Below are 19,612 nucleotides of genomic sequence, written 5' to 3'. Positions count from 1 at the left end.
AAGTTATTTAATGCTAAAAATATCTACTCGTTTCAGAGCTTTTTTACCTAAAGTCAATCTGGCTTTATTACGGCCATAAAGAGTCATTAACTTATCCTTCTTTTCTACTTTTTGATTTAATTTCTTATGAAGACGAATTCCTGCTAATTTATCATGAGGGGCCCCTAGAGAACGAGCTACTTCATCAATAGCCCGGTTATTAACAAAAGTGATTTTACCGGCCTTTTTAGCAAATATACGGGCTCTGGAAGCGCCAACTGTAATATCTTCTGAATCAATATTAGGATTACCACCTTGAGCCTTAATAATTTCCTTCATTTTTCGCCAAGCGCGGCCGGTTTTAAGGGCGTTTTTGGCTAAAGTTTCCCCTTTATTTTTCTTGGCCCGTCCGCATAGCTCCAAAAGTTTACCAGAGAGATGAAGAGCTTTATTTTCTAAATCAAGAGGTCTTTTATCCTTTCTTTGCAAGACCCTGATAACATCTCTAGCTTCTAAAGCCGGGCCAATACCGTTACCAATTGGCTCTTTAGCCGATAAAATAGTAAAAACTATCTTAATACCAAATTTCCGACCGAGCCATTTAAATTTACGGGCCACTTTTTTGGCTTGTTTTAAACTTTTTATTTTTGCGGTTCGTCCGTAAGGAATGTCAATCAAAAGATAGTCAATGCCCATGGCTACTTTTTTAGCCATAACGGAAACTATCATTTTGGATAATGGCTCTAAGGATATCTTTTTAGTTAATCTAACAATAATATCATCGGCCGGAGCAATAAAAGTAGCGCCGCCCCAAACAATGCAGCCATTGTATTTATTAACTATCTTCTTAATTTGCTTTAAGTTAAATTCAACCGGCGCTAATATTTCCATAGTATCGGCTGTACCAGCTGGTGAAGTAATAGCCCGTGAAGAAGTTTTGGGAATATCTACGTCTAACGAAGCTAAAATAGGCACAATAATCATGGTCGTGCGATTGCCGGGGAGACCACCAACACAGTGCTTATCAGCCACTAGACGGCCCTTAAAATTAAGCTGTTTGCCCGTATCCACCATGGCTTTGGTTAAATTATAGAGTTCCTGGTTCTTCATTTCATGAGTAAAACTTGAGGCTACATAAAAAGCTAATTCTTGGTCACTAATGCGACCTTTTATTAAATCACGAATAATACTATAAGTTTCATGATAACTTAAAGACTGGCCTTTAAGCTTTTTTTTAATGGCTTTTATCGAAGTAGGCGGATCAAATATTTCAAAATAGACTACTTGACCATTTCTTATTTTTGTCAAATGGACAGCTTCTTCAAACAAACCAATAACACCACTTTTCACCATTTTCTGAGTGGTGTCAACATTTAATATAGCTGTTTTATTTTTCCATTTTAATTCAATCCTATCCCCTGGCCTAATACCAAAAGACTTGGCGTCTTCTTCATTCAAAACTGCCACCGGGACATCTCCAGTAGAAAAATCAAATCTTTTAGCTTTTAGAAAAAATGACATTATTTTTTATTTAAAAAATTCAATGGCTTTTTTTAAAGAAGGACTTTTTTTAGCGGCTTTTTTTAAAGTGAGACCAGAAGAAACAGCCTTAACAGCTGACCAGGCTGCTTTCATACCTTCAGCCGAACCATCGGGATGTCCGTGTACTCCCCCGCCGAAATTTATAATTATATTCTGTCCCAATAATTTTATTAATTTTTCTACTAATCCCGGATGCAGCCCGCCTGAAGAAACCGGCATTGTTTTTTTAAGGCCGTATAACTGTCCATTTAAAAATTTATTAACTTTTAAAACCTCTTCTTTATTACCGGCCATTTTACCAACAATAGTGCCTGAATGCAACTCATCAATACCAGCTAAGCGGGCTAGTTTAGCTAAAACATAATAATCCAGACCATGCTGAGAACCTCGGGTAAAAGCAGAATGCATAGCTCTATGGCCATGAATAATTAAACCTAAATTAGCTTCTCGCAGGGCCTGCAGCCCCGAAAAACCAGCTGTTACTAAATCGATCATTATACAGCGTCCACCATGTTTTTTTACAAACTTGGCTCGTTCAATCATCTCAGGAGTAGAAGCAGTCACGTTAAAAGCGACTAATTTTTTAGTTTCCGAGGTTTTTTCTATTTTTTTAACTTTTTCTAACGTCTTTTTAACCCGCTTTTTAAAGGGATTAAATTTTTGATTAGTCAAATTTTCATCATCTTTAACCAAATCAGCTCCGTTTTTTAAAACCTGATAGGCCACCTGGGCATGACGAGCTGGGGAAAGTCCTAATTTAGGTTTAATAATCACTCCTATCAGCGGCCTATTTTTAACTTGGGTTACTTTTCTAATACCTTTTTGGCCAAAGGCCGGTCCGGGAAAAGATTTTATATAAGCGGGAGGAAAATGCAGATTTATCAGCCGCAAAGAAGTAATTTCCTTAAGGCTGTAAATGTTGCCGGCTACTGATGATAAGAGTTGAGGTATATTGCCTTTTTCAAATAAGTCTAAAGGATAGGCTACCTTAATACGACTGTATTTTTTGCTAATTTCATAAACTCGCGCGGCTAGCTTTTTAAACTTCTTTTTTTCCATAGTAGAAACCTTTGTCCAAGTGCCAATAGAAGATTCTGTGGCTAAAGCAGCGGCCGCTTGTTTATCAGAAAGAGTTGATTCCATATAAAATTCTGCATGAATATAATTTTTTTGATCGTATTTTTTATTTAGTTTTATATAATCTAAATTATACATATTTTTTTTAAAATAAACATTGATAATTATTTTTAACTGTTGTTTTAACCTGTTCGGGTTTAATTACGCCAAATTCGGTAATATAACCAGTTATAAATTTAGCCGGGACAAAATCAAAAGCATAGTTAATAATATTTAAATCTTTTGGGGCCTCTGACCAAACTTCACTGGCTTTTCTTTTTTCTATGGGGTAGGAAATTTTATTTTTGGAAGCTGTATCAATTTTGAGTAAAGAAGCGGCTACGTATAGCGGTATTTTAGATTCCCAAGCAGTTAAAGCAATACCAAAACTACCAATCTTATTGACACAATCCCCGTTTAGAGCTATTAGATCAGAACCAATAAAAACTTTGGTAATTTTAATATCATCTCCTGAGTGGTCACTGACTAAAAATGGAGCCGCTGAATCACAGACCATATTAACATCTATTTTATGTTTTAATAAATTCCGTCCGGTAATTCTTCCCTGAAAAAGAGGCCTGGTTTCTGTATGATAAAGCTTAAACTTTTTTCCCTTTTTTTTAGCTTCAAAAATTATACCTTCAACTTTTGATGAGTGACAGTGGGTAAAAATATTTTCCCCATTTTTTATTAGAGCACTGCCATTTTTAATGATTTTCTTCTTTTTATCTTCATAGAAATTCTTAATATCATCAGTCAGGTTTTTAATATAATTATATAGACTCTTTTCTTCTTTATAATTTTTTAAAGCTTCAATTATCAAATGTGAAAAATTAGCCAACAAGGGTTCAGTTGGACGATGTTTTAATATCTTTTTTTCTATTCTTTTTATTTCTTTAATTAGTTTATTTTTATTCTTTACCTTAGAAGCTAAATCTAATACAATTGATATAAAAGTTAAGGCCACTTTAGTGGCGCCTTGTATTTCTATTGAAGCAATTTTTTTTATTTTATTTTCTATTTTATCCATGGATCTATTATATCATTTTTAAGCCTAAATTAAAAAAAGACAGATTTTCAAAGCTATCTCTAGTTATAATTTATTAAAGCACATTTCGTTTATGAGAAATCAAAATAATCAAAGAAATAAAGAATATTAGTACAATAAAAAATAGCCAAATAATTATAGGATTTTTGGCAAAAGGTAAACCAATAATATTCATGCCATAAATTCCGGCTATTAAATTTAAAGGTAGTAAAGCTACTGAAATTATAGTTAATATTTTCATGACTTCATTAGTGCGCTGAGAAATCATTGATTCATGGCTTTGTCCCAAGCCTTCTATTATATCTTTATAATTATCTAAATTTGCTTTTGATCTTTCTAAATAATCCTGAATATCATCAAAATAAACGCTAATACCTTTAGGAATATATTTCTTATGTAAATTCATAAGCTTATCAAAAATTTTAATCTGGGGTTCAATCACTTTACGAAAATTAAGAATATTACGACGGGTAAAAGCAATTTTATTAGCTAGACCTTTTTGCTCATCAGTAAAAATTTGTTCTTCTATATGATTTAAATTTTTACTGATAATATCCAATATTGGCAAAGAAGTGGCATATAGTTTCTCCAAAAGCTCATAAAATAAATGAAAAGGCGAATTTTTAGATTTTTTTAGCTGTAATTTGTCACGTGAGAAATCTAAAAAATAATCATGCAAAACTTTAATATGTGTTTTTTTCACACTGACGATATAGTCTTTACTAATAAAAAAATGGATTTCTCGAAAATTTACTATTTTACTATTCTGGTCATAATAAGGAAAATGCAAAACTACAAAAAGATAACCTTTATAAACATCAATTTTTGGGCGTTGACTAATACTTTGGCAATCTTCTAAATCCAAAGGATGAAAATTAAAATGCTGGCGCAAGTATTCAATATCTTTTTTACGCAAATCATGAATATTTATCCAGTCAAATTCTTTTTTACAGCGGTTAATAGACATAAAAAAATATTTTTTAATCTAGGCTAATAGTAGCATATTTTCCACTAATAAACAACTCTAAAATTAGAAATTATTAAAATTATTTAATATCAATTCTTTCAAAAATATCAATCGGCGGCTCTTCGTAAGGATGAGCTTTTTTTAAAGCCTTAATTACTGCTTTTATTTTGTTTTTATGGCAAAGCATTTCTATAGCTTCTTCTTTAACCACTTCCTCTTTCCCTTGGCTACCAATGGTTGGCTTAGCCCCTTTAATCGGCGTAAAACGCCCAGTTATTGAGTAAGAGCCAGAACAATTTATATAATTACCCTGCTTTCCAGCACCAGCCTGGCTCATAGCTTCTCGCACTGGCTGGGCATAATTAAGTGGTACACTGGTTTTAATTTTATAAAATGGGGATTTTTTAAACATGTTTTTTTAAGTATTTTTTTAATCTTTTACTCTTAGGTAAAAATTTAATTAATAAATACACCAAAACAGCAGCTCCTAAAATTACTAAAGTAAACTGCATTGGATTTAGAGATTGGCCAGTAGCTCCGAAAATAACCGAAGTAATAATACTTGGAGTCCTGCCTAAGAGTATAACGAGAATAAGCTGCCATAAAGGAATACGAGTCAAGCCAGCGGCAAAACAAAGCAAATCATCAGGCAGTCCGGGTATTAAAAATAAAATAAAAAAGAAAAAAAGAGACCGGCGGTTAATCCAACTTCGGTATTTTTTCAGTTTATAATCAGAAAGAAAATGTCTGAGTAAAGGCCGGCCAAATATTCTAGCTAAGGAAACAGCAATCACACTACCCAAAAAAAGACCAATAAGAGAAATTAAAGCTCCTTTAAAGGGTCCGTATATATAGCCGTTAACCAGATCAATAGTTTGTCCTGGTAAAGGAGCCGCTAAAATTTGGAAAATATAGTAAATAATTATAAAAGCTGGAGCCAGATTGCCAAATGAAATTATTCTATGCCGCAAAGCCTCCTGATCAGTAAAAAGCTGCCATAAGTCTTTATTCAAATAAATTAAAATCCAAAGTGAAATTACTACTAAAGCTATAATCGAAATTACCCAAAAAGCCCGGTGTTCATAGAATTTATTATTTTTTGTTTCGGCTGTCATAATTTTATTATAACAAAAAAAATAAAATCCAGCGACGATTTTATTTTAAAAAATACTGCGGGACCAGGATTCGAACCTGGATAGCAGGCTCCAAAAGCCTGAGTCCTACCATTAGACGATCCCGCAATGTAATAATATTTTAGTATTAACATTTTATCGGCCGAAGCCCGAAATTGATCTTGAAGCAAGGAAATAAGTCAAAAGAGAATTAAAGGGCGAAGGCGAAGACGATCCCGCTATATATTTTGAGTTTGAAGCTGACTCTCTATTAATAAAAGAAAGGGTTCAAGGTTAAGATTTCCCCTTCCCTGATAAAATCCTACACTCTTAAATAACGGCGCACAGCTACTATTGAACTGACTACGCACAAAAATATAGAGACTAGCACTAAAAATCCGAATACCAACAAAAAATTATTATTAAAATAATTAACTATATTAAGATTATAACCAGTAAAGAAATTATTTAAAAAGGGCTCCAGGCTGTTTATTAGTGAATAAAGTAAAATAACTGAAATAATACTGGAAACCAAAGCATACAAAATACTCTCAATTATAAAAGGCGCTCGTACAAAATTATTAGAAGCACCGACTAACTTCATAATACCAATTTCACTGCGGTAAGAGTATATAGTAATCCTAATAGTATTAAAAATAACTAGAAATGATATAGTAGCAAAGACAACTATTAAAATCAAGCCAAAATGATTAATGTTACTAGTAATACTGGAAAGTCGGCTAATTAGAGTTTTATTATCCTCAAAATCATTTTCATTAGTTTGGATAATATCTTCATACTCATTAGACTGAGCTATCTGGCTAATAGCTTCATAATCATTGAGATCATTACCTCTGACTACTAGAACAGATCCCAAGGGATTATCTTCCAAGGCTTCTAAAGCTTCAATTATAGCTTCGTTATTTTTATGCTCTTCCCTAAAATCCTTTAAGGCTTCCTGAGGGGTAATGTGCTTCACTAATTTAACTTCATTCATTTCTTCAAAACGATTTTTTATCTCAGTTATTTCATTCTTTTCAGCACTTGGCTCAAAATAAATACTAAAATCCACCTTTTCTTTAACTGAGTCAAAAGTTTGATCAGCTACAATCTTTAAACTTCCGACTAAAGAGATAAGAAAAAGAGTCAAAATTAAAATAATAACAGTGACTAAAGAAAGCCAGCGATTACGCCAGAAATTCTGCCAACCTAGTTTTATTGATCTAATTAAAGTTAAACCGATCATAATTTTATAAAATATATTTGCCGCCTTCTTTATCAGAGATTATCTGGCCTTGATCTAAGGCTATTACTCTTTTTTTGAGATAATTTACTATTTCCCGATCATGCGTCACTAGAACAACGGTAGTACCAAATTCATTAATTTTTTTAAGTAATGAGATTATTTCATGAGCGTTGATTGAATCCAAGTTACCAGTCGGTTCATCAGCCAGTAAAATTTTGGGGCGGTGTACTAAAGCCCGGGCAATAGCTACTCTCTGTTGTTCTCCCCCAGATATTTCATGAGGAAAACGCTTTTTTTTATCTTCCAAACCAACAATTTTTAAAACTTGCGGCACTACTTCGTTAATTTTCTCACTTTTTTCTCCACAAACTTCCATAGCAAAAGCTACATTTTCAAAAACAGTCTTTTTCGGCAAAAGTTTAATATCTTGAAAAACAGTACCCATTTGCTTTCTTAGTAGAGGTACTTCTCTTGGCTTAATATCAGTAATATTCCAGCCACCAATAATAACCTTCCCTTTAGTCGGTTTTATTTCAGCCAAAACTAGTTTAACAAAAGTACTTTTGCCAGTACCTGACTGACCAACAATAGAAACAAATTCACCCGGATGGATATGGAGATTAACATTTTTTAACCCCACGGTATCTGGCGGATATATTTTACTAACGTTAACAAATTTTATCATAAATTTAGTTTATAAATTCCTGGGCATAATCAATCAATTTAACCATATCACTAATTCGGGTATTGCGAGTTGAACTGCCTAAAACTACGGCTTGGTATTCACGGCCGTTATTATGCTTAAATTCAACAGTCAGGCAATATCCAGCTTCATTAATAAAACCAGTTTTAGCCCCAACTACCGGGTAACTGGATAAAGAATTAGAAAAGAGATATAAAGGATTTTTTATTGTATTATAATCATTTTCATTTATAATATGGTAAGTATAATTGGCTTGAGTAGTCGCTTGTCTGACTCCTGGACGATTCATTATATAGTTGATTAATAGAGCAATATCTGTGCTGGTCGATTTGTTACCCACTGCCAGGCCAGTCGGGTCAGCAAAATGAGTAGAGAGCATATTAATTTTTTTTGCCTTAATATTCATACGATTAACAAACTCTTCTTGGCTCAAACCGGTTGACCTGACTAAAGCTAAAGCGGCGTTATTAGCTGAACCGGTGAGCATGGCGTTAAAGAGGTCACGTACACTAATTCTATCCTCTTCCTTAACCTTAATTCCTACTCCCGGTTCAGGGCGTGGTTTATCAGAATCTTGGATAGTGACTACTTTATCAAAATCAGGATTAGTTTCTAAAAAAACTATTGTTGTCATTAATTTAGTAATACTGGCTATACTGCGCTTTTGGGAGGAATTTTTCTCATATAATACTTTATAATTGTCAGCGTCATATATCATGGCCACGGGGGCTGATATTATTGGCATAGTAGCCCCTTGAACCGTCGGGCCTACATTAGTATTATCTTCTTCCAACGGTTCTATATGCACTTTTACTTTTCCCTGCCCAGCCGGTGCTAGAGTCTCAAAAGCAGTTAATGATAAATCAATAATAGCATTATCAGTAAAGGGCCCGGTAGATTTAACCCGGCAAATAACTGACTGATTGCTATCCTGCAAACTAGTTACTCTTAGCCTTGAATCCATGGGATAATCATTAGAAGCACAACCATAAGTATATTTAGAACGATACCAGGTGGCATAACCTTCAGAAGTTAAATCTTCTTCAAAAACAGCAATTTTTGAATAGGGTAAATGAGTGTAGGCTCTGACCCATTTATCCTGATAATTAGTCATTGAATATAGCGGTCGCCATTTATCCTGATTACTATCATAAAAATAAATTTTCTTAGTTTTATTGTTATCAGAATTATAATCAAGAACAATAATTACTTCCTTGGCAAATATTTTAATTGGGTCAGTAACAATATCAAATTCAAAAACATCACTAACACGAATCAGATTTTCTGGCTGTGGCAGACCCTCATCTGAAATTTTTTCCAGTTTTATATCGGCCGGGCGGTCTAAAACATATGGGAAAACAGCTAGTCTCATCAAGCCATCCGGTTTATCAATGGTGTATCCCCTCTTAATCTCACGGGAACCAAGATGAATACTGACCTTATTTTTATCTATAGCTTGAACCGGAGTAATCAGTAAAAAAATACTCCCTAATAAAATAAATATAAAGAGTATATAAAAATATTTTTTCTTACAATTGACTATTTGAATTTTAGGCATTTTTTGTTTATAATTTTGTTAAGGCAGGTATAGTTTAGTGGTAGAATATATCCTTCCCAAGGATAAGGCACGGGTTCGATTCCCGTTACCTGCTCCAAACTTAAATATTAACGGAAAATAAGTTTATTTCATTAAGTATTAATACAGGTTCTGCGCCTGAGGCGCATCAGCTTCTGGCTGAAATTCCCGTTACCGACTCCAGAAAACCTTAACTTTAGGTTTTTTTTATTATAACACAAAATTAATACTTTGTTAAACAATTTTTGAACTTTTTTTAATAAAATCATTTATATTTGAGTAAATATTTTCCCGTTTTTCATATTCTGACAAAAGTCCGTGTAAATGAGTATTAATTATATCCTTTTTATAAACGGTTTTAATTTTTTTATCCAAAAAATTTACACTTTCAGCGTTTATAGCTTGGTCATGACGCGACTGGATTAAATACACAGGAATCTTAATTTTTTCGGCCACAGCCTTGCTTTCCTGCACAAGCTTGTAAAATTGCCAGGCACTGTCCAGCGGAATTTTGGTATAAGAACAAGCGCAACGCTTTTCAAAATAATTATCTGTTTTTTTAGCCCAACCCTTTATCTTAAATTTTTTGAATCTTTTTATTAAAGGAATAAACCAAAAGGTTAGACGGGAGGGTTTGGTATAAATAGGAGTATTAATTAGAACCATACCTTTAACCCCTTTTTCCATTTCATTATACAAAATGGATAAGTCTCCGCCCATAGAAAAGCCAACCAAAAAAATTTCTTCTACCTGGTCTCTAATTTCATTAATTGATCTTTTCAGAGAATAATACCAGTCATAACGATTGGTTTTTTTTAAAACTGTGTGATGAATACCATGACCAGTTAAACGGATACCTTTAACTGTGTAGCCCTGCTTGGCTAAATAACGACCAAAGACCCTTAAATCAGCTGGCGAGCCAGTAAAACCGTGTATTAAAATTACTCCAACTTTATTTCCTGAAAAATAAAAAGGTTTTGAATTTTCCAAAAAATTATTATTTTCTTGTTTCATAAGATTATATTAAAGGCCAATTAATGAATCAAAAAGCCAATAGTTTAATACTTGTGAATAGTTTTATTAGACGGGCTAATTATCCTAAATTGCCTTTTTCCTCGGAAAATTAATAACTTAACCATTAAAAAAAGCTTTACTCTACTGCCAGACGTCTTGAACCGATAACCTAGGCTTTATTGGTCCGGGTAGGCTTGGAGCCGTCTTCCGGACTTGAACCGGAAACCTAACGCTTACGAAGCGTTTGCTCTACCAGTTGAGCTAAGACGGCCGGTAAGTTCAGCAGACAAAAGCCTGGCTCTACCAGTTGCCCGCTCGCCATTGCTTGCGCGAAGGCGCTAGCGGGCGAGAGCTATTTCGGATCCTTGGCTCCTGGCAAATCAATTAATCATTTTTTACTCTTTATTTCTCGCCTAAACAAACAAGCAAAAGCTACCCACCTAAAACATGATAATACTCTCGTATTATAGTATAAAAAAAGCTTTTAAAAAAGTAAAAGCGCTTTTCTTATTTTATTTTTTACTACTGATTAGTATTGGTGTTTACCCCTGGTAAAGAAGCACTGCCTAATTCTTTATCCCATTTTATATCCTTTAAAAAGACATAAATACGAGCTTTTTTAATTTCTTGGTTAATATAAGTATCAATATTAGCTGTTTTTATTAAAATGTGACTGGCTTCAAGCTCTAAATCCTCACCTTCGCCTTTTTTACTTAATAATTTTATTATATGATAGCCAAACTCTGTTTTTACCAAGCCAGAGGTTTCGTCTTCTTCCAAAGCCATAGCTGCCTGTTCAAATTCAGAAACCATTTCACCCTGACTAAAAAAGCCTAAATAACCGCCTTGGCTGGCTGTGTCGTCTTCGCTATATTCTTTAGCTAAATTTTCAAAAGACTTCTCTTCATTATTAACTTTTTCTAAAACTTCATCAGCCTTTTCTTTGGCTTGTTTATTTACTGATAAATTTTCATCAGCCACTAAAGCATCCTGTAATTTAGAGCGTAATAAATAATAACGAAGAACATTTTCTTTAAAATCCTCCGGCTGCCAATTATAAATCTCTTTTAAAATATCTTCTACTCCTTGCTTACTTTCAGACTGATTTATAATTTTTTGCATTTCCTGTTCAAGCTCCAAATCAGTCACATTAAGATCATAATCTTTGGCTTCTTGTCTAAGAAATTCATTTTTTATCAACCGACTTATAGAAAGCTGATTAATCTCTCTGTTATTAGGTTTAGCTTGATTAGTCTCAACAACAGGCATATTTTCGTAATAATAGCTTAAGGTTTCTTTATCTTCTAAAAAATCATGATAACTTAAAAATTTATAATTAACTAAAGCTGAAGGGTAAGGCACAATTTGGCTCACTTTTTTGGTAAAAGAATCTTGCCAGTTAAAACCATAAATGCCAATAGCAAATATTAAAATAAAAATTATTATCAGAGCCACTAATAATAAAAATATTAAGCTAATAACTTTACTTTTTTTACTTTTGATTTTTTTATTTGCTTCCATATATTTTTTTAATTAAAGAAATAACGCCACCATTTTTTTAAATTAGAAAATTCTATATTTTCCGCCGCTTGATTGCTGTTATTGGCTAGTTTTGTTGATTTATTAATATTCTCATTTGTATTTAAATTAGGGACTACAATTACATTTTCATCCTCTTTTTTTAAGCCCATTTTAAGCCTGGCTTCTTTTTCTCGAAACTCATCACTTTTTAAATAATCAATCAGATCTGAAAGTTCAGTATTTGACTCTTCCAATGCTTCTATCTCGGATTCTAAAGAATTTATTCTTTGTGATATTTGGTGTCGTCTAATCATCTCCTTACTCAAAGAAACGCCTAAAAATATAAGAACTGCTATACTAGCCACTATAAAAAGATTTGATGAAATTATTTTAATAAAGGGCGACTTTCTCTTACGAGGCATAGTTATAATAACTTAATATTAATTAATTGTAAAACTTATTCATTATCCGGTTTAAAAAGCTTTTTAATGGTTTCGTCATCCAGACGGCTTTTTATCTTATCAACAGCCTCCTGCAGATCAGTCTCTATATTTTTATCCTTATTTTTAAGATCTTGTCTTTGGGCATCTGTTATTATTTCTTGTATCTCATTAGGGTTTTTTATATTTCTTATTTCTAGATTAGCCTGATTACCAGCGGTCTGAATTTGAATTTGACCAAAATTAAAAATAGTGGCAAAAATCCCTTTAACTTTAAAACTAACATCTTGAATTTTTCTATAATTACATTCTGAAACTACCTTATGAAATAAAGTATGCTGGTCAATATCAATCACTCTTTTAGTAGTAATAATAATCATATTTTTTTTCCAAATGACCCAACTACGCATAATTAACAAAGAAGGTAAAGTAAGCACTAAAACAAAAACCAAAACCCCCCATAATCCTTTAGCAAAAAGCCAGGTAATTAAGAAAAAGTCTAGTAAGATTAGCAAGCCCAGCCAGAAAACTGGTTTAATTAAAACAATCGGGTGCTGACGCACTACTTTGATTATTTCTTCATTTTCTTCCAGATTTTTGTTATAATAATCTAAGTTCATATGATAAATAAGAAACGAAAAAGAAAAGTTAGAATTATTTGGTCTATTATTGCCGTGCTAGCAGTTTTAGGGCTTTTATTTTTGGGTATCGCCCCCTTATTTTATTAACGTTTTAACACCTCTAAATAAGCTTTAGTGGGTATCTCCACTTTTCCCTGAGACTGCATTTTTTTCTTACCCTTTTTTTGTTTTTGAAGAAGTTTTTTCTTACGAGAAACATCTCCGCCATAAAGTCCAGCCGTGACATCTTTGCGTAGAGCGGCTAGGCGGCTGGCCGCGATAATATCACCTTCAACCAGGGCCTGGATTTTAACCACAAACTGTTGACGGGGAATAATCTCCTTTAATTTATCCACTATCTGCCGGGCTTGCTTATAAGCGCTGTCTTTATAAACCAGACAGGATAAAGCCGGTACTTTTTCTTCAGCCACTAAAATTTCTATCCTAGTAATATCAGCTGGCCTGTAATCAATAAATTCATAGTTTAAGGAAGCAAAGCCAGAAGAGACACTCTTTAGTTTATCATAAAAATAGGTCAAAATGGAAGAAAGCGGCATTTCATAATGTAAAATAGCCCTGGTTTCCTGAGTACTGTGTAAATATTCAGTATTTAGGTAATTCCCCCGAAAATTTTCGGCCAAGGGCATAATTTGTCCGATGTATTTTTGGGGAGTAATAATATCAAGCTTAACAAAAGGTTCTCTAACCTCTTCTATCTCCTCCGGCTCAGGCCATTCTTCAGCATTGTGTATGGTTTTAGCTCTATTATTAGTTAATTTAACCTGATAAGCCACACTGGGCACAGTAGTAATGATACCAATATCATACTCTCTTTCTAGTCTTGCCTGGACTATTTCCAGGTGTAGAAGCCCTAAAAAACCGCACCGAAAACCAAAACCCAAAGCCCGAGAGCTTTCTGGTTCAAAAATCAACGAAGAGTCATTGAGTTTCAACTTTTCAATAGCTTTCCTCAAATTTTTATAATCATCTCCACTAGATGGAAAAAGACTGGCAAAGACCATGGGCTTTACCTCTTTATAACCAGCACAAGGTTTAATTTTTGAACCCTGATGGATAATAGTATCCCCTACTCTAATATCACTAATATTTTTAAAGCCGGTCACCAAATAGCCAATCTGGCCATTTTTTAATTGCTCGGTTTTTTTAAAAAAAGGACTGAAATAGCCTACTTCTGAAACTTCAGTAATTTTATTTTGGGCCTTAAATAAAATTTTATCACCAGCTTTTATTTGACCAGAAAAAAGTCGAGTATGCACGACCGCTCCCTTATAATCATCATAATTTGAATCAAAAACCAGAGCTTTTAACTCATTTTTCTCTTGTTCTGGCGGGGCTGGTATTTGTTTAACAATTTGCTCTAATATTTTTTTTACATTAGTACCTTTTTTAGCTGATATTTTAATTACTTCGCTTTCTTCTACTCCCAATAAATCACTTAATTCTTTAACAGACTCTTCTATTTGAGCATTGGGTAAATCTATCTTATTAATAACCGGAATAATAGCTAAATCATGATCTAAAGCTAAATATAAATTAGCCAAAGTCTGAGCTTGAATACCCTGGGTAGCATCTACTAATAGCACCGCTCCCTCAACCGCAGCCAGAGAACGCGATACTTCATAAGAAAAATCCACATGACCGGGAGTATCAATTAAGTTTAGTTCATAACTTTGATAATTTAAGCGAACCGGTTGTAATTTAATGGTTATACCTCTCTCTCTTTCTAAGTCCATCTGATCAAGAAACTGCTCTTTCATTTTTCTTCTGGGCACATGAGCGGCTAATTCTAAAAACCGGTCAGCTAAAGTTGATTTGCCATGATCGATATGGGCAATAATACAAAAATTTCTTATTTTACTAATCATATAAAAATTTGTTAAAAAATTCTACAAGATATTTCCTAGCGACTTTAGTCGCGTATGATTGAATTTGTGAGTAAAGTTTTTGTTAAGGATTACTACAGTACGCCACTGAAGTGGCTAAGAAATTCTATAAAGAAATACTATAAGATATTTCCTAGCGACTTTAGTCGCGTATGATTGAATTTGTGAGTAAAGTATTTTTTTATTAAAGATTATTATAGCTACGCCACTGAAGTGGCTAAGAAATACTATAAAATATTTCATCATAAATTTATTCACATCTAACTTTAAAATTACTTGCGGTAAAATCATTTTCCCTTATATTAATAACAGATCGGATATATTGATTAACATCCTTTTTATCCATTCTTTTAATAAGTGACTTATAACTGGAAAAAGGATATTTTTCTAATTCTTTAAACGATTTAATTTCTTTATGTTTTAAAGGATTACCCACTACATAACCGAGTGCTTTTGCTAACAAAACATCATCTTCAATTAAATATATGTAATATTCTCCCCACACTTCTTTCTTATTATCAGTCAATTTATTTAATTCATAAGAACTTCGACCATTAATTTGCTTTAATATTTTTGGCATAATACTTCCTTCTTTAAAATAAGCCACAAAATGGTAATGATTAGAGATAATACCAAAATTAAATTCTTTTAAATTATAAGCATTACATACTCTGTTTATCTGATCCAGAATTATTTTCTTTTTAGTATTACTATTAAAGAAGTGATACCTTTTATTTGTTGGTACAGTAACAAAATAATATGATTTATCGACAAAATATCTAGACATGATAATTTAAATTAATTTTAATATTATTTATTTAAATTACAGTACGCCACTGAAGTGGCTAAGAAATTCTACAAGATATTTCCTAGCGACTTTAGTCGCGTATGATTGAATTTGTGAACAAGGTATTTTTTTGCTAAGGATTACTACAGTACGCCACTGAAGTGGCTAAGAAATTCTATAAGATATTTCCTAGCGACTTTAGTCGCGTATGATTGAATTTGTGAGTAAGGTTACAGTACGCCACTGAAGTGGCTAAGAAATATTTATTTATAATTATTATTGGAATTATTCTTAGTATTATTAATAATTTTTTTCTTGGTTCTTCTAAACCAATTAGTGATTATTGAAATTTCATCAAAACGGAAAATCAAAGCTATTAATAAATAAACTATTATACCAGATAAACCAGCTATTAGGCCCTGTAAAAACACTCCGACAAAGGTGCTCATATCGATACCTAAGACCAAAAAACGCTTAACCAGCCAGATTACGCCGCCCATGACTATACTGGCCATGGCTATTTTCAAAGTGGAATTAATTATTTTTTTATCATCCAAATAGCCCATTTTATTCCTTAAAATACCCAGTAAAAGAATCATATTTATAATATTAGCAATGGAAAAAGAAAGGGCCAGGCCAGTCACTCCCATAACTTTACCTAAAATCACTGAGCCGATTATATTTATAACCAAAGAAAAAATACTGACTTTAACTGGCGTTTTAGTGTCATGGTGAGCATAAAACGAACGAGCCAAAACTGGGACTAAGCTTTGAGCAAAAAGAGATAATGAAAAATACCCCAGGGTCTGAGCGGTTAAATAAGTATCTTGCCAGTCAAAAGAGCCGGATCCTAAAATTACTCGCACCAGCTGAGCTCTTAATAAAAGGATTAAAACTGAGGCAGGTATTACTAAAAATAGAATACGTCTAAAGGTAACTGAAAAATGAAGCACAAACTTGCCAGTGTCTTTCTCAGCAAAAGCGCTGCTCATCAAAGGAAAAGCAGCTATGGCTAAAGAGACACCAAATACGTTGATGGGAAAACTCTGCAAATTATTAGCTAAATTAAAAACGGCGATTGAACCAGCCATTAAGGTCGAAGCAACGATGGTTATAACCAAACGATTAATCTGAAAAATAGCTAATCCAAAAGTGCGAGGTAAAATAAGTCGGGCCATTTTTTTAACTCCAGGATGATGGTAGTTAAAAACTCGTTTATAACGATAGCCTGTTTTTAAAACAGCTGGCAGCTGAATGACCATATGTAAAAAAGCGCCTAAAACTACCCCCCAGGCCAGACCTTCTATGCCCATACCCGGATAAAGAAAAAGAATACCAAAGATAATACCGACGTTATACATGATCGGGGCTAGAGCATAGGCCAAAAAGCGGCGAAAAGAATTTAAAATACTGGAAAAAACATTAGAAACGCCAAAAAGTAAAATTGAAGCTAACATAATACGAGTTAACCTAGTGGTCATAGCTTGTTTTTGCGCGTCAAAACCGGGAGTAATTAAAGAAACTAATTGGGGAGCAAAAATCAAAAATATTAATCCCAAGATAAATAAAAAAACTACTATAATATTCAAAATAGAATTAGCAATATGCCAGGCTTCTTTTCTAGCCAGGGCGCTTTTACCTTTTTTCCAATACTCAATAAAAATCGGAATAAAAGCCGAAGACAAAGCTCCTAAAACTAAAATATTAAAAATAAGATCTGGCAAACGAAAAGCGGCAAAATAAGTGTCTAAAATATCACTGGCTCCAAAAGAAGAAGCCAAAAGCCGGTCGCGCACTAAGCCTAAAACCTTTGATAAAACAGAAGCCGAAGCTATAATAATAGCTCCGCCAGCTACAGTGTTTTGAAGTTTATTCCAGACTTTTCGCCACATAATAATCTGATTTTAGCAGATTTTAGGCCTAAAATCAATCTAATAATAAAAATTTTATAACCAAAAAGCTGCCAGTAAGCTTTGTTAATTTCAAGACCTTCTTTTTTCGATGCGTTTCTTAAAATGCGAACATTTTAAGATGAGGAGAGAGATTTTGCAACTTAAAAGTAAAGTCTTTAATTTTAGGCTTAACTGACAGCTTTCTAACTTCAATAATATAACTATATTGAAGCTTTTGTCAAGTTAAAGATCCGTCTCAATTTTTAAATTATTAAAAACTAAGATAGACGGGTGCGCTACTCTGTTCACGCACCCAATGATCAGGTATACGAAGAAATTAATCGTTGCCGAGCCAGGTTATCTCCGGCGCGGAAATAAATGAGAGATTATCGACCAACAGCCCAGTATAGAGCTTTGATAGTACTTCATTCATCTGGCTATCTTTACGCTCATAAATCCAGTTGTTAGTCAGACCCATCCAAGTATAGGCCTGGTCTCTGAACACTTCTACTTTCCAAGAGCGGTCGAGACTGTCTTTGGTTAATTCTATCTCCACCTCGAAAGCGCTCGGAAAAGCCGCGTTGAAATACATCTGTACATAGCCATCGGTATTTGTGTACATTATCCATTCTACTTCTGAATAGATCGTTGTGGTCTCACAAATATCAATATGACAGGTACCACGGGCTATGACCTGTGACCAGGCTTCCCCATAAAACTTTTCATTTCTGATTGTCTTCTCTAGGCTATCGAGAGTCTGAGAATTACAGGTTTTCAAACATTCTGCCTGGCAAAGCGAGGCAATGAAAAGAACTGATACGAAAACGATAAAAAAATTCTTCACCGTATCCTCCTTTTTATTGCTGTTTTCGTAGGTAAACAGCAACCCTTTTTAAAGATCCGTCTCAAGTCTTAAAAGATATTTTTTAAGCTCTGAAATGGAAGGGCGATTTTTTTTGAATTATCAGTTAAATGCACCCTTTAATTTATGGTTTTATCAGGCTCTTTTTTAAGGACATTTAAATAGACTGTCTTCTATCATCACAGCCACCAGGCTGGAGGCGAGATAAATAAGTTTAGTTTCCCAAAAACTAATAAAAAAGTTAAGGGTTTATTAAGGAAGACAATTGAGCCAAAAAGCAAAGATAAGTTAGCTATTAATAGTAAATTAGCTCCGCCTATTATTTCTTTTTTCAGCCTTCTTTTAGCCGCATAATTTACCAGATAAAAAATGATAAAAAGTGCCAAAGCCACAATTATTCGGGTAACCTTGTCATTGGCTTTCATCATATTAATAAGTGATAAGTCTGTTAAACAGGCTTTAATCTTATGACTGATTATTCTTTGACTGAAATCCTGTCTGATCATCAAAACTAAAACTAAAATCACTGGAAACATTGTTAGAAAATTCATGATTAACTTTCTTTTTATAAAACCAATAAATTTTAAAGAACTCTTTTTCTAAAAAGACTAAATTATTAATCTTCTAGGAAAAAAGTAGGAATCTCTCATTCATCAAAGATGAAAAAGAGATTCCCGAAATGACAGTTGAGCTAGTCCATGGAAGAGAGGAAAATCAGCAAATCACCCTTATGGTCATAGCCCCTAATTATGTATCCATAGTCATCGCCTAAAGGGCATGGCGTGTAAGAGATAGATCCCGGGGAATGGTCAAGATAGATGTCATCCCAGCTACTGGGCTCCGTCCTTTTCTGCGTGAAGGGATTGATAAGATATTGGTCTTCAGGCAGAAAATCAATCAGACTGTCGCTTGTGGATGTCTGATCACTGGAATTCATCGGATAATTCCCTCCATTCTGAGTGGCAAAATCCTCAGCGGCCAATTGTAAAGTATAGCAGTTGGCCTTGACTTTGGCGTCCCGGTCCTTATTAATGAAATTCGGGATCGCAATAGCCGCCAGAATACCGAAAAGTACTACCACGATCATCAGCTCAATCAGAGTAAATCTTTTGTTATTCAAGATTTACCCTCCTTTCTTTTTAGGCTCCTTTTTTAAAAAAGGAGCATCTAAAATTAACTCACCGCCTTCTATCATCTATCATCACAGCCACCAGGCTGGAGGCGAGATAAATAAGTTTAGTTTCCCAAAACTAATAAAAAAGTTAAGGGTTTATTAAGGAAGA

Annotated in this window: 19 protein-coding genes and 3 tRNA genes; 1 reads left to right on the top strand and 21 read right to left on the bottom strand. The window is 33.6% G+C overall.

All coding sequences use genetic code 11. The features are described from left to right. Positions 1-3 precede the first annotated feature (3 nt). The 10 genes from U5L76_01875 to U5L76_01830 form a co-directional block, all read right to left on the bottom strand. Entirely contained in the window at positions 4-1,500 is a 1,497-nt protein-coding gene (locus tag U5L76_01875) for an AMP phosphorylase (protein ID MDZ7798345.1), read from the bottom strand. 6 nt (positions 1,501-1,506) lie between these two features. Next, positions 1,507-2,736 (bottom strand): ribulose-bisphosphate carboxylase large subunit, encoded by a 1,230-nt coding sequence (locus U5L76_01870; protein ID MDZ7798344.1) that lies wholly within the window; start codon positions 2,734-2,736, stop codon positions 1,507-1,509. Between the two features lie 7 nt (positions 2,737-2,743). Beyond that, complete coding sequence (locus U5L76_01865) at positions 2,744-3,667, bottom strand: translation initiation factor eIF-2B subunit (protein ID MDZ7798343.1); 924 nt, start codon at positions 3,665-3,667, stop codon at positions 2,744-2,746. Between the two features lie 73 nt (positions 3,668-3,740). Further along, the gene (locus tag U5L76_01860) at positions 3,741-4,652 is read right to left on the bottom strand and encodes a magnesium transporter CorA family protein (protein MDZ7798342.1); all 912 of its coding nucleotides are present in this window, start codon (positions 4,650-4,652) and stop codon (positions 3,741-3,743) included. A gap of 79 nt (positions 4,653-4,731) precedes the next feature. Continuing rightward, positions 4,732-5,064, bottom strand: coding sequence for a hypothetical protein (locus U5L76_01855; GenBank protein ID MDZ7798341.1), 333 nt, complete (start codon positions 5,062-5,064; stop codon positions 4,732-4,734). Beyond that, positions 5,057-5,767, bottom strand: coding sequence for a TVP38/TMEM64 family protein (locus U5L76_01850; GenBank protein MDZ7798340.1), 711 nt, complete (start codon positions 5,765-5,767; stop codon positions 5,057-5,059). Before U5L76_01850 ends, U5L76_01855 begins: the two co-directional genes overlap by 8 nt. A gap of 55 nt (positions 5,768-5,822) precedes the next feature. Continuing rightward, a tRNA-Gln gene (locus U5L76_01845) sits at positions 5,823-5,893 on the bottom strand. A 193-nt stretch (positions 5,894-6,086) separates the two neighbouring features. Beyond that, positions 6,087-7,010: a permease-like cell division protein FtsX gene (locus tag U5L76_01840; GenBank protein MDZ7798339.1), complete on the bottom strand. Its 924-nt coding sequence runs from the start codon at positions 7,008-7,010 to the stop codon at positions 6,087-6,089. A gap of 4 nt (positions 7,011-7,014) precedes the next feature. Next, the gene (gene ftsE, locus U5L76_01835) at positions 7,015-7,695 is read right to left on the bottom strand and encodes a cell division ATP-binding protein FtsE (protein MDZ7798338.1); all 681 of its coding nucleotides are present in this window, start codon (positions 7,693-7,695) and stop codon (positions 7,015-7,017) included. 4 nt (positions 7,696-7,699) lie between these two features. Continuing rightward, positions 7,700-9,271 carry an RlpA-like double-psi beta-barrel domain-containing protein gene (locus tag U5L76_01830; GenBank protein MDZ7798337.1) on the bottom strand — a complete coding sequence of 524 codons (1,572 nt, stop codon included), beginning with the start codon at positions 9,269-9,271 and terminating at the stop codon, positions 7,700-7,702. Positions 9,272-9,294: 23 nt separating this feature from the next. On the opposite strand from U5L76_01830, the gene U5L76_01825 reads away from it, so the two are divergent. Continuing rightward, a tRNA-Gly gene (locus U5L76_01825) sits at positions 9,295-9,368 on the top strand. Between the two features lie 155 nt (positions 9,369-9,523). Here U5L76_01825 and U5L76_01820 read toward each other — a convergent pair. From U5L76_01820 to U5L76_01770, 11 genes are all read right to left on the bottom strand, one after another. Continuing rightward, a complete protein-coding gene (locus tag U5L76_01820; GenBank protein ID MDZ7798336.1) occupies positions 9,524-10,303 on the bottom strand; it encodes an alpha/beta fold hydrolase in 780 nt (259 codons plus the stop codon). A gap of 195 nt (positions 10,304-10,498) precedes the next feature. Beyond that, positions 10,499-10,574: transfer RNA gene (locus U5L76_01815), tRNA-Thr, on the bottom strand. Between the two features lie 251 nt (positions 10,575-10,825). Further along, positions 10,826-11,824: a peptidylprolyl isomerase gene (locus U5L76_01810; GenBank protein MDZ7798335.1), complete on the bottom strand. Its 999-nt coding sequence runs from the start codon at positions 11,822-11,824 to the stop codon at positions 10,826-10,828. A gap of 8 nt (positions 11,825-11,832) precedes the next feature. Next, positions 11,833-12,246 (bottom strand): septum formation initiator family protein, encoded by a 414-nt coding sequence (locus U5L76_01805; GenBank protein MDZ7798334.1) that lies wholly within the window; start codon positions 12,244-12,246, stop codon positions 11,833-11,835. A gap of 35 nt (positions 12,247-12,281) precedes the next feature. Further along, entirely contained in the window at positions 12,282-12,884 is a 603-nt protein-coding gene (locus tag U5L76_01800; GenBank protein ID MDZ7798333.1) for a PH domain-containing protein, read from the bottom strand. Positions 12,885-12,988: 104 nt separating this feature from the next. Beyond that, positions 12,989-14,770 (bottom strand): translation elongation factor 4, encoded by a 1,782-nt coding sequence (lepA, locus tag U5L76_01795; GenBank protein ID MDZ7798332.1) that lies wholly within the window; start codon positions 14,768-14,770, stop codon positions 12,989-12,991. 268 nt (positions 14,771-15,038) lie between these two features. Next, complete coding sequence (locus U5L76_01790; GenBank protein ID MDZ7798331.1) at positions 15,039-15,575, bottom strand: transposase; 537 nt, start codon at positions 15,573-15,575, stop codon at positions 15,039-15,041. 263 nt (positions 15,576-15,838) lie between these two features. Beyond that, positions 15,839-17,467, bottom strand: coding sequence for a murein biosynthesis integral membrane protein MurJ (gene murJ / locus U5L76_01785; protein ID MDZ7798330.1), 1,629 nt, complete (start codon positions 17,465-17,467; stop codon positions 15,839-15,841). A gap of 337 nt (positions 17,468-17,804) precedes the next feature. Beyond that, positions 17,805-18,353 (bottom strand): hypothetical protein, encoded by a 549-nt coding sequence (locus tag U5L76_01780; protein MDZ7798329.1) that lies wholly within the window; start codon positions 18,351-18,353, stop codon positions 17,805-17,807. Between the two features lie 155 nt (positions 18,354-18,508). Beyond that, on the bottom strand, positions 18,509-18,880 hold the full coding sequence (locus U5L76_01775; protein ID MDZ7798328.1) for a hypothetical protein: 372 nt from the start codon (positions 18,878-18,880) through the stop codon (positions 18,509-18,511). A gap of 140 nt (positions 18,881-19,020) precedes the next feature. Continuing rightward, positions 19,021-19,449 carry a type II secretion system protein gene (locus U5L76_01770; GenBank protein ID MDZ7798327.1) on the bottom strand — a complete coding sequence of 143 codons (429 nt, stop codon included), beginning with the start codon at positions 19,447-19,449 and terminating at the stop codon, positions 19,021-19,023. Positions 19,450-19,612: the final 163 nt, after the last annotated feature.

This window comes from Patescibacteria group bacterium, from assembly GCA_034520665.1.
Lineage (GTDB): Bacteria > Patescibacteriota > Patescibacteriia > JAXHNJ01 > JAXHNJ01 > JAXHNJ01.
This window is presented reverse-complemented; position numbering and strand designations above follow the sequence as displayed.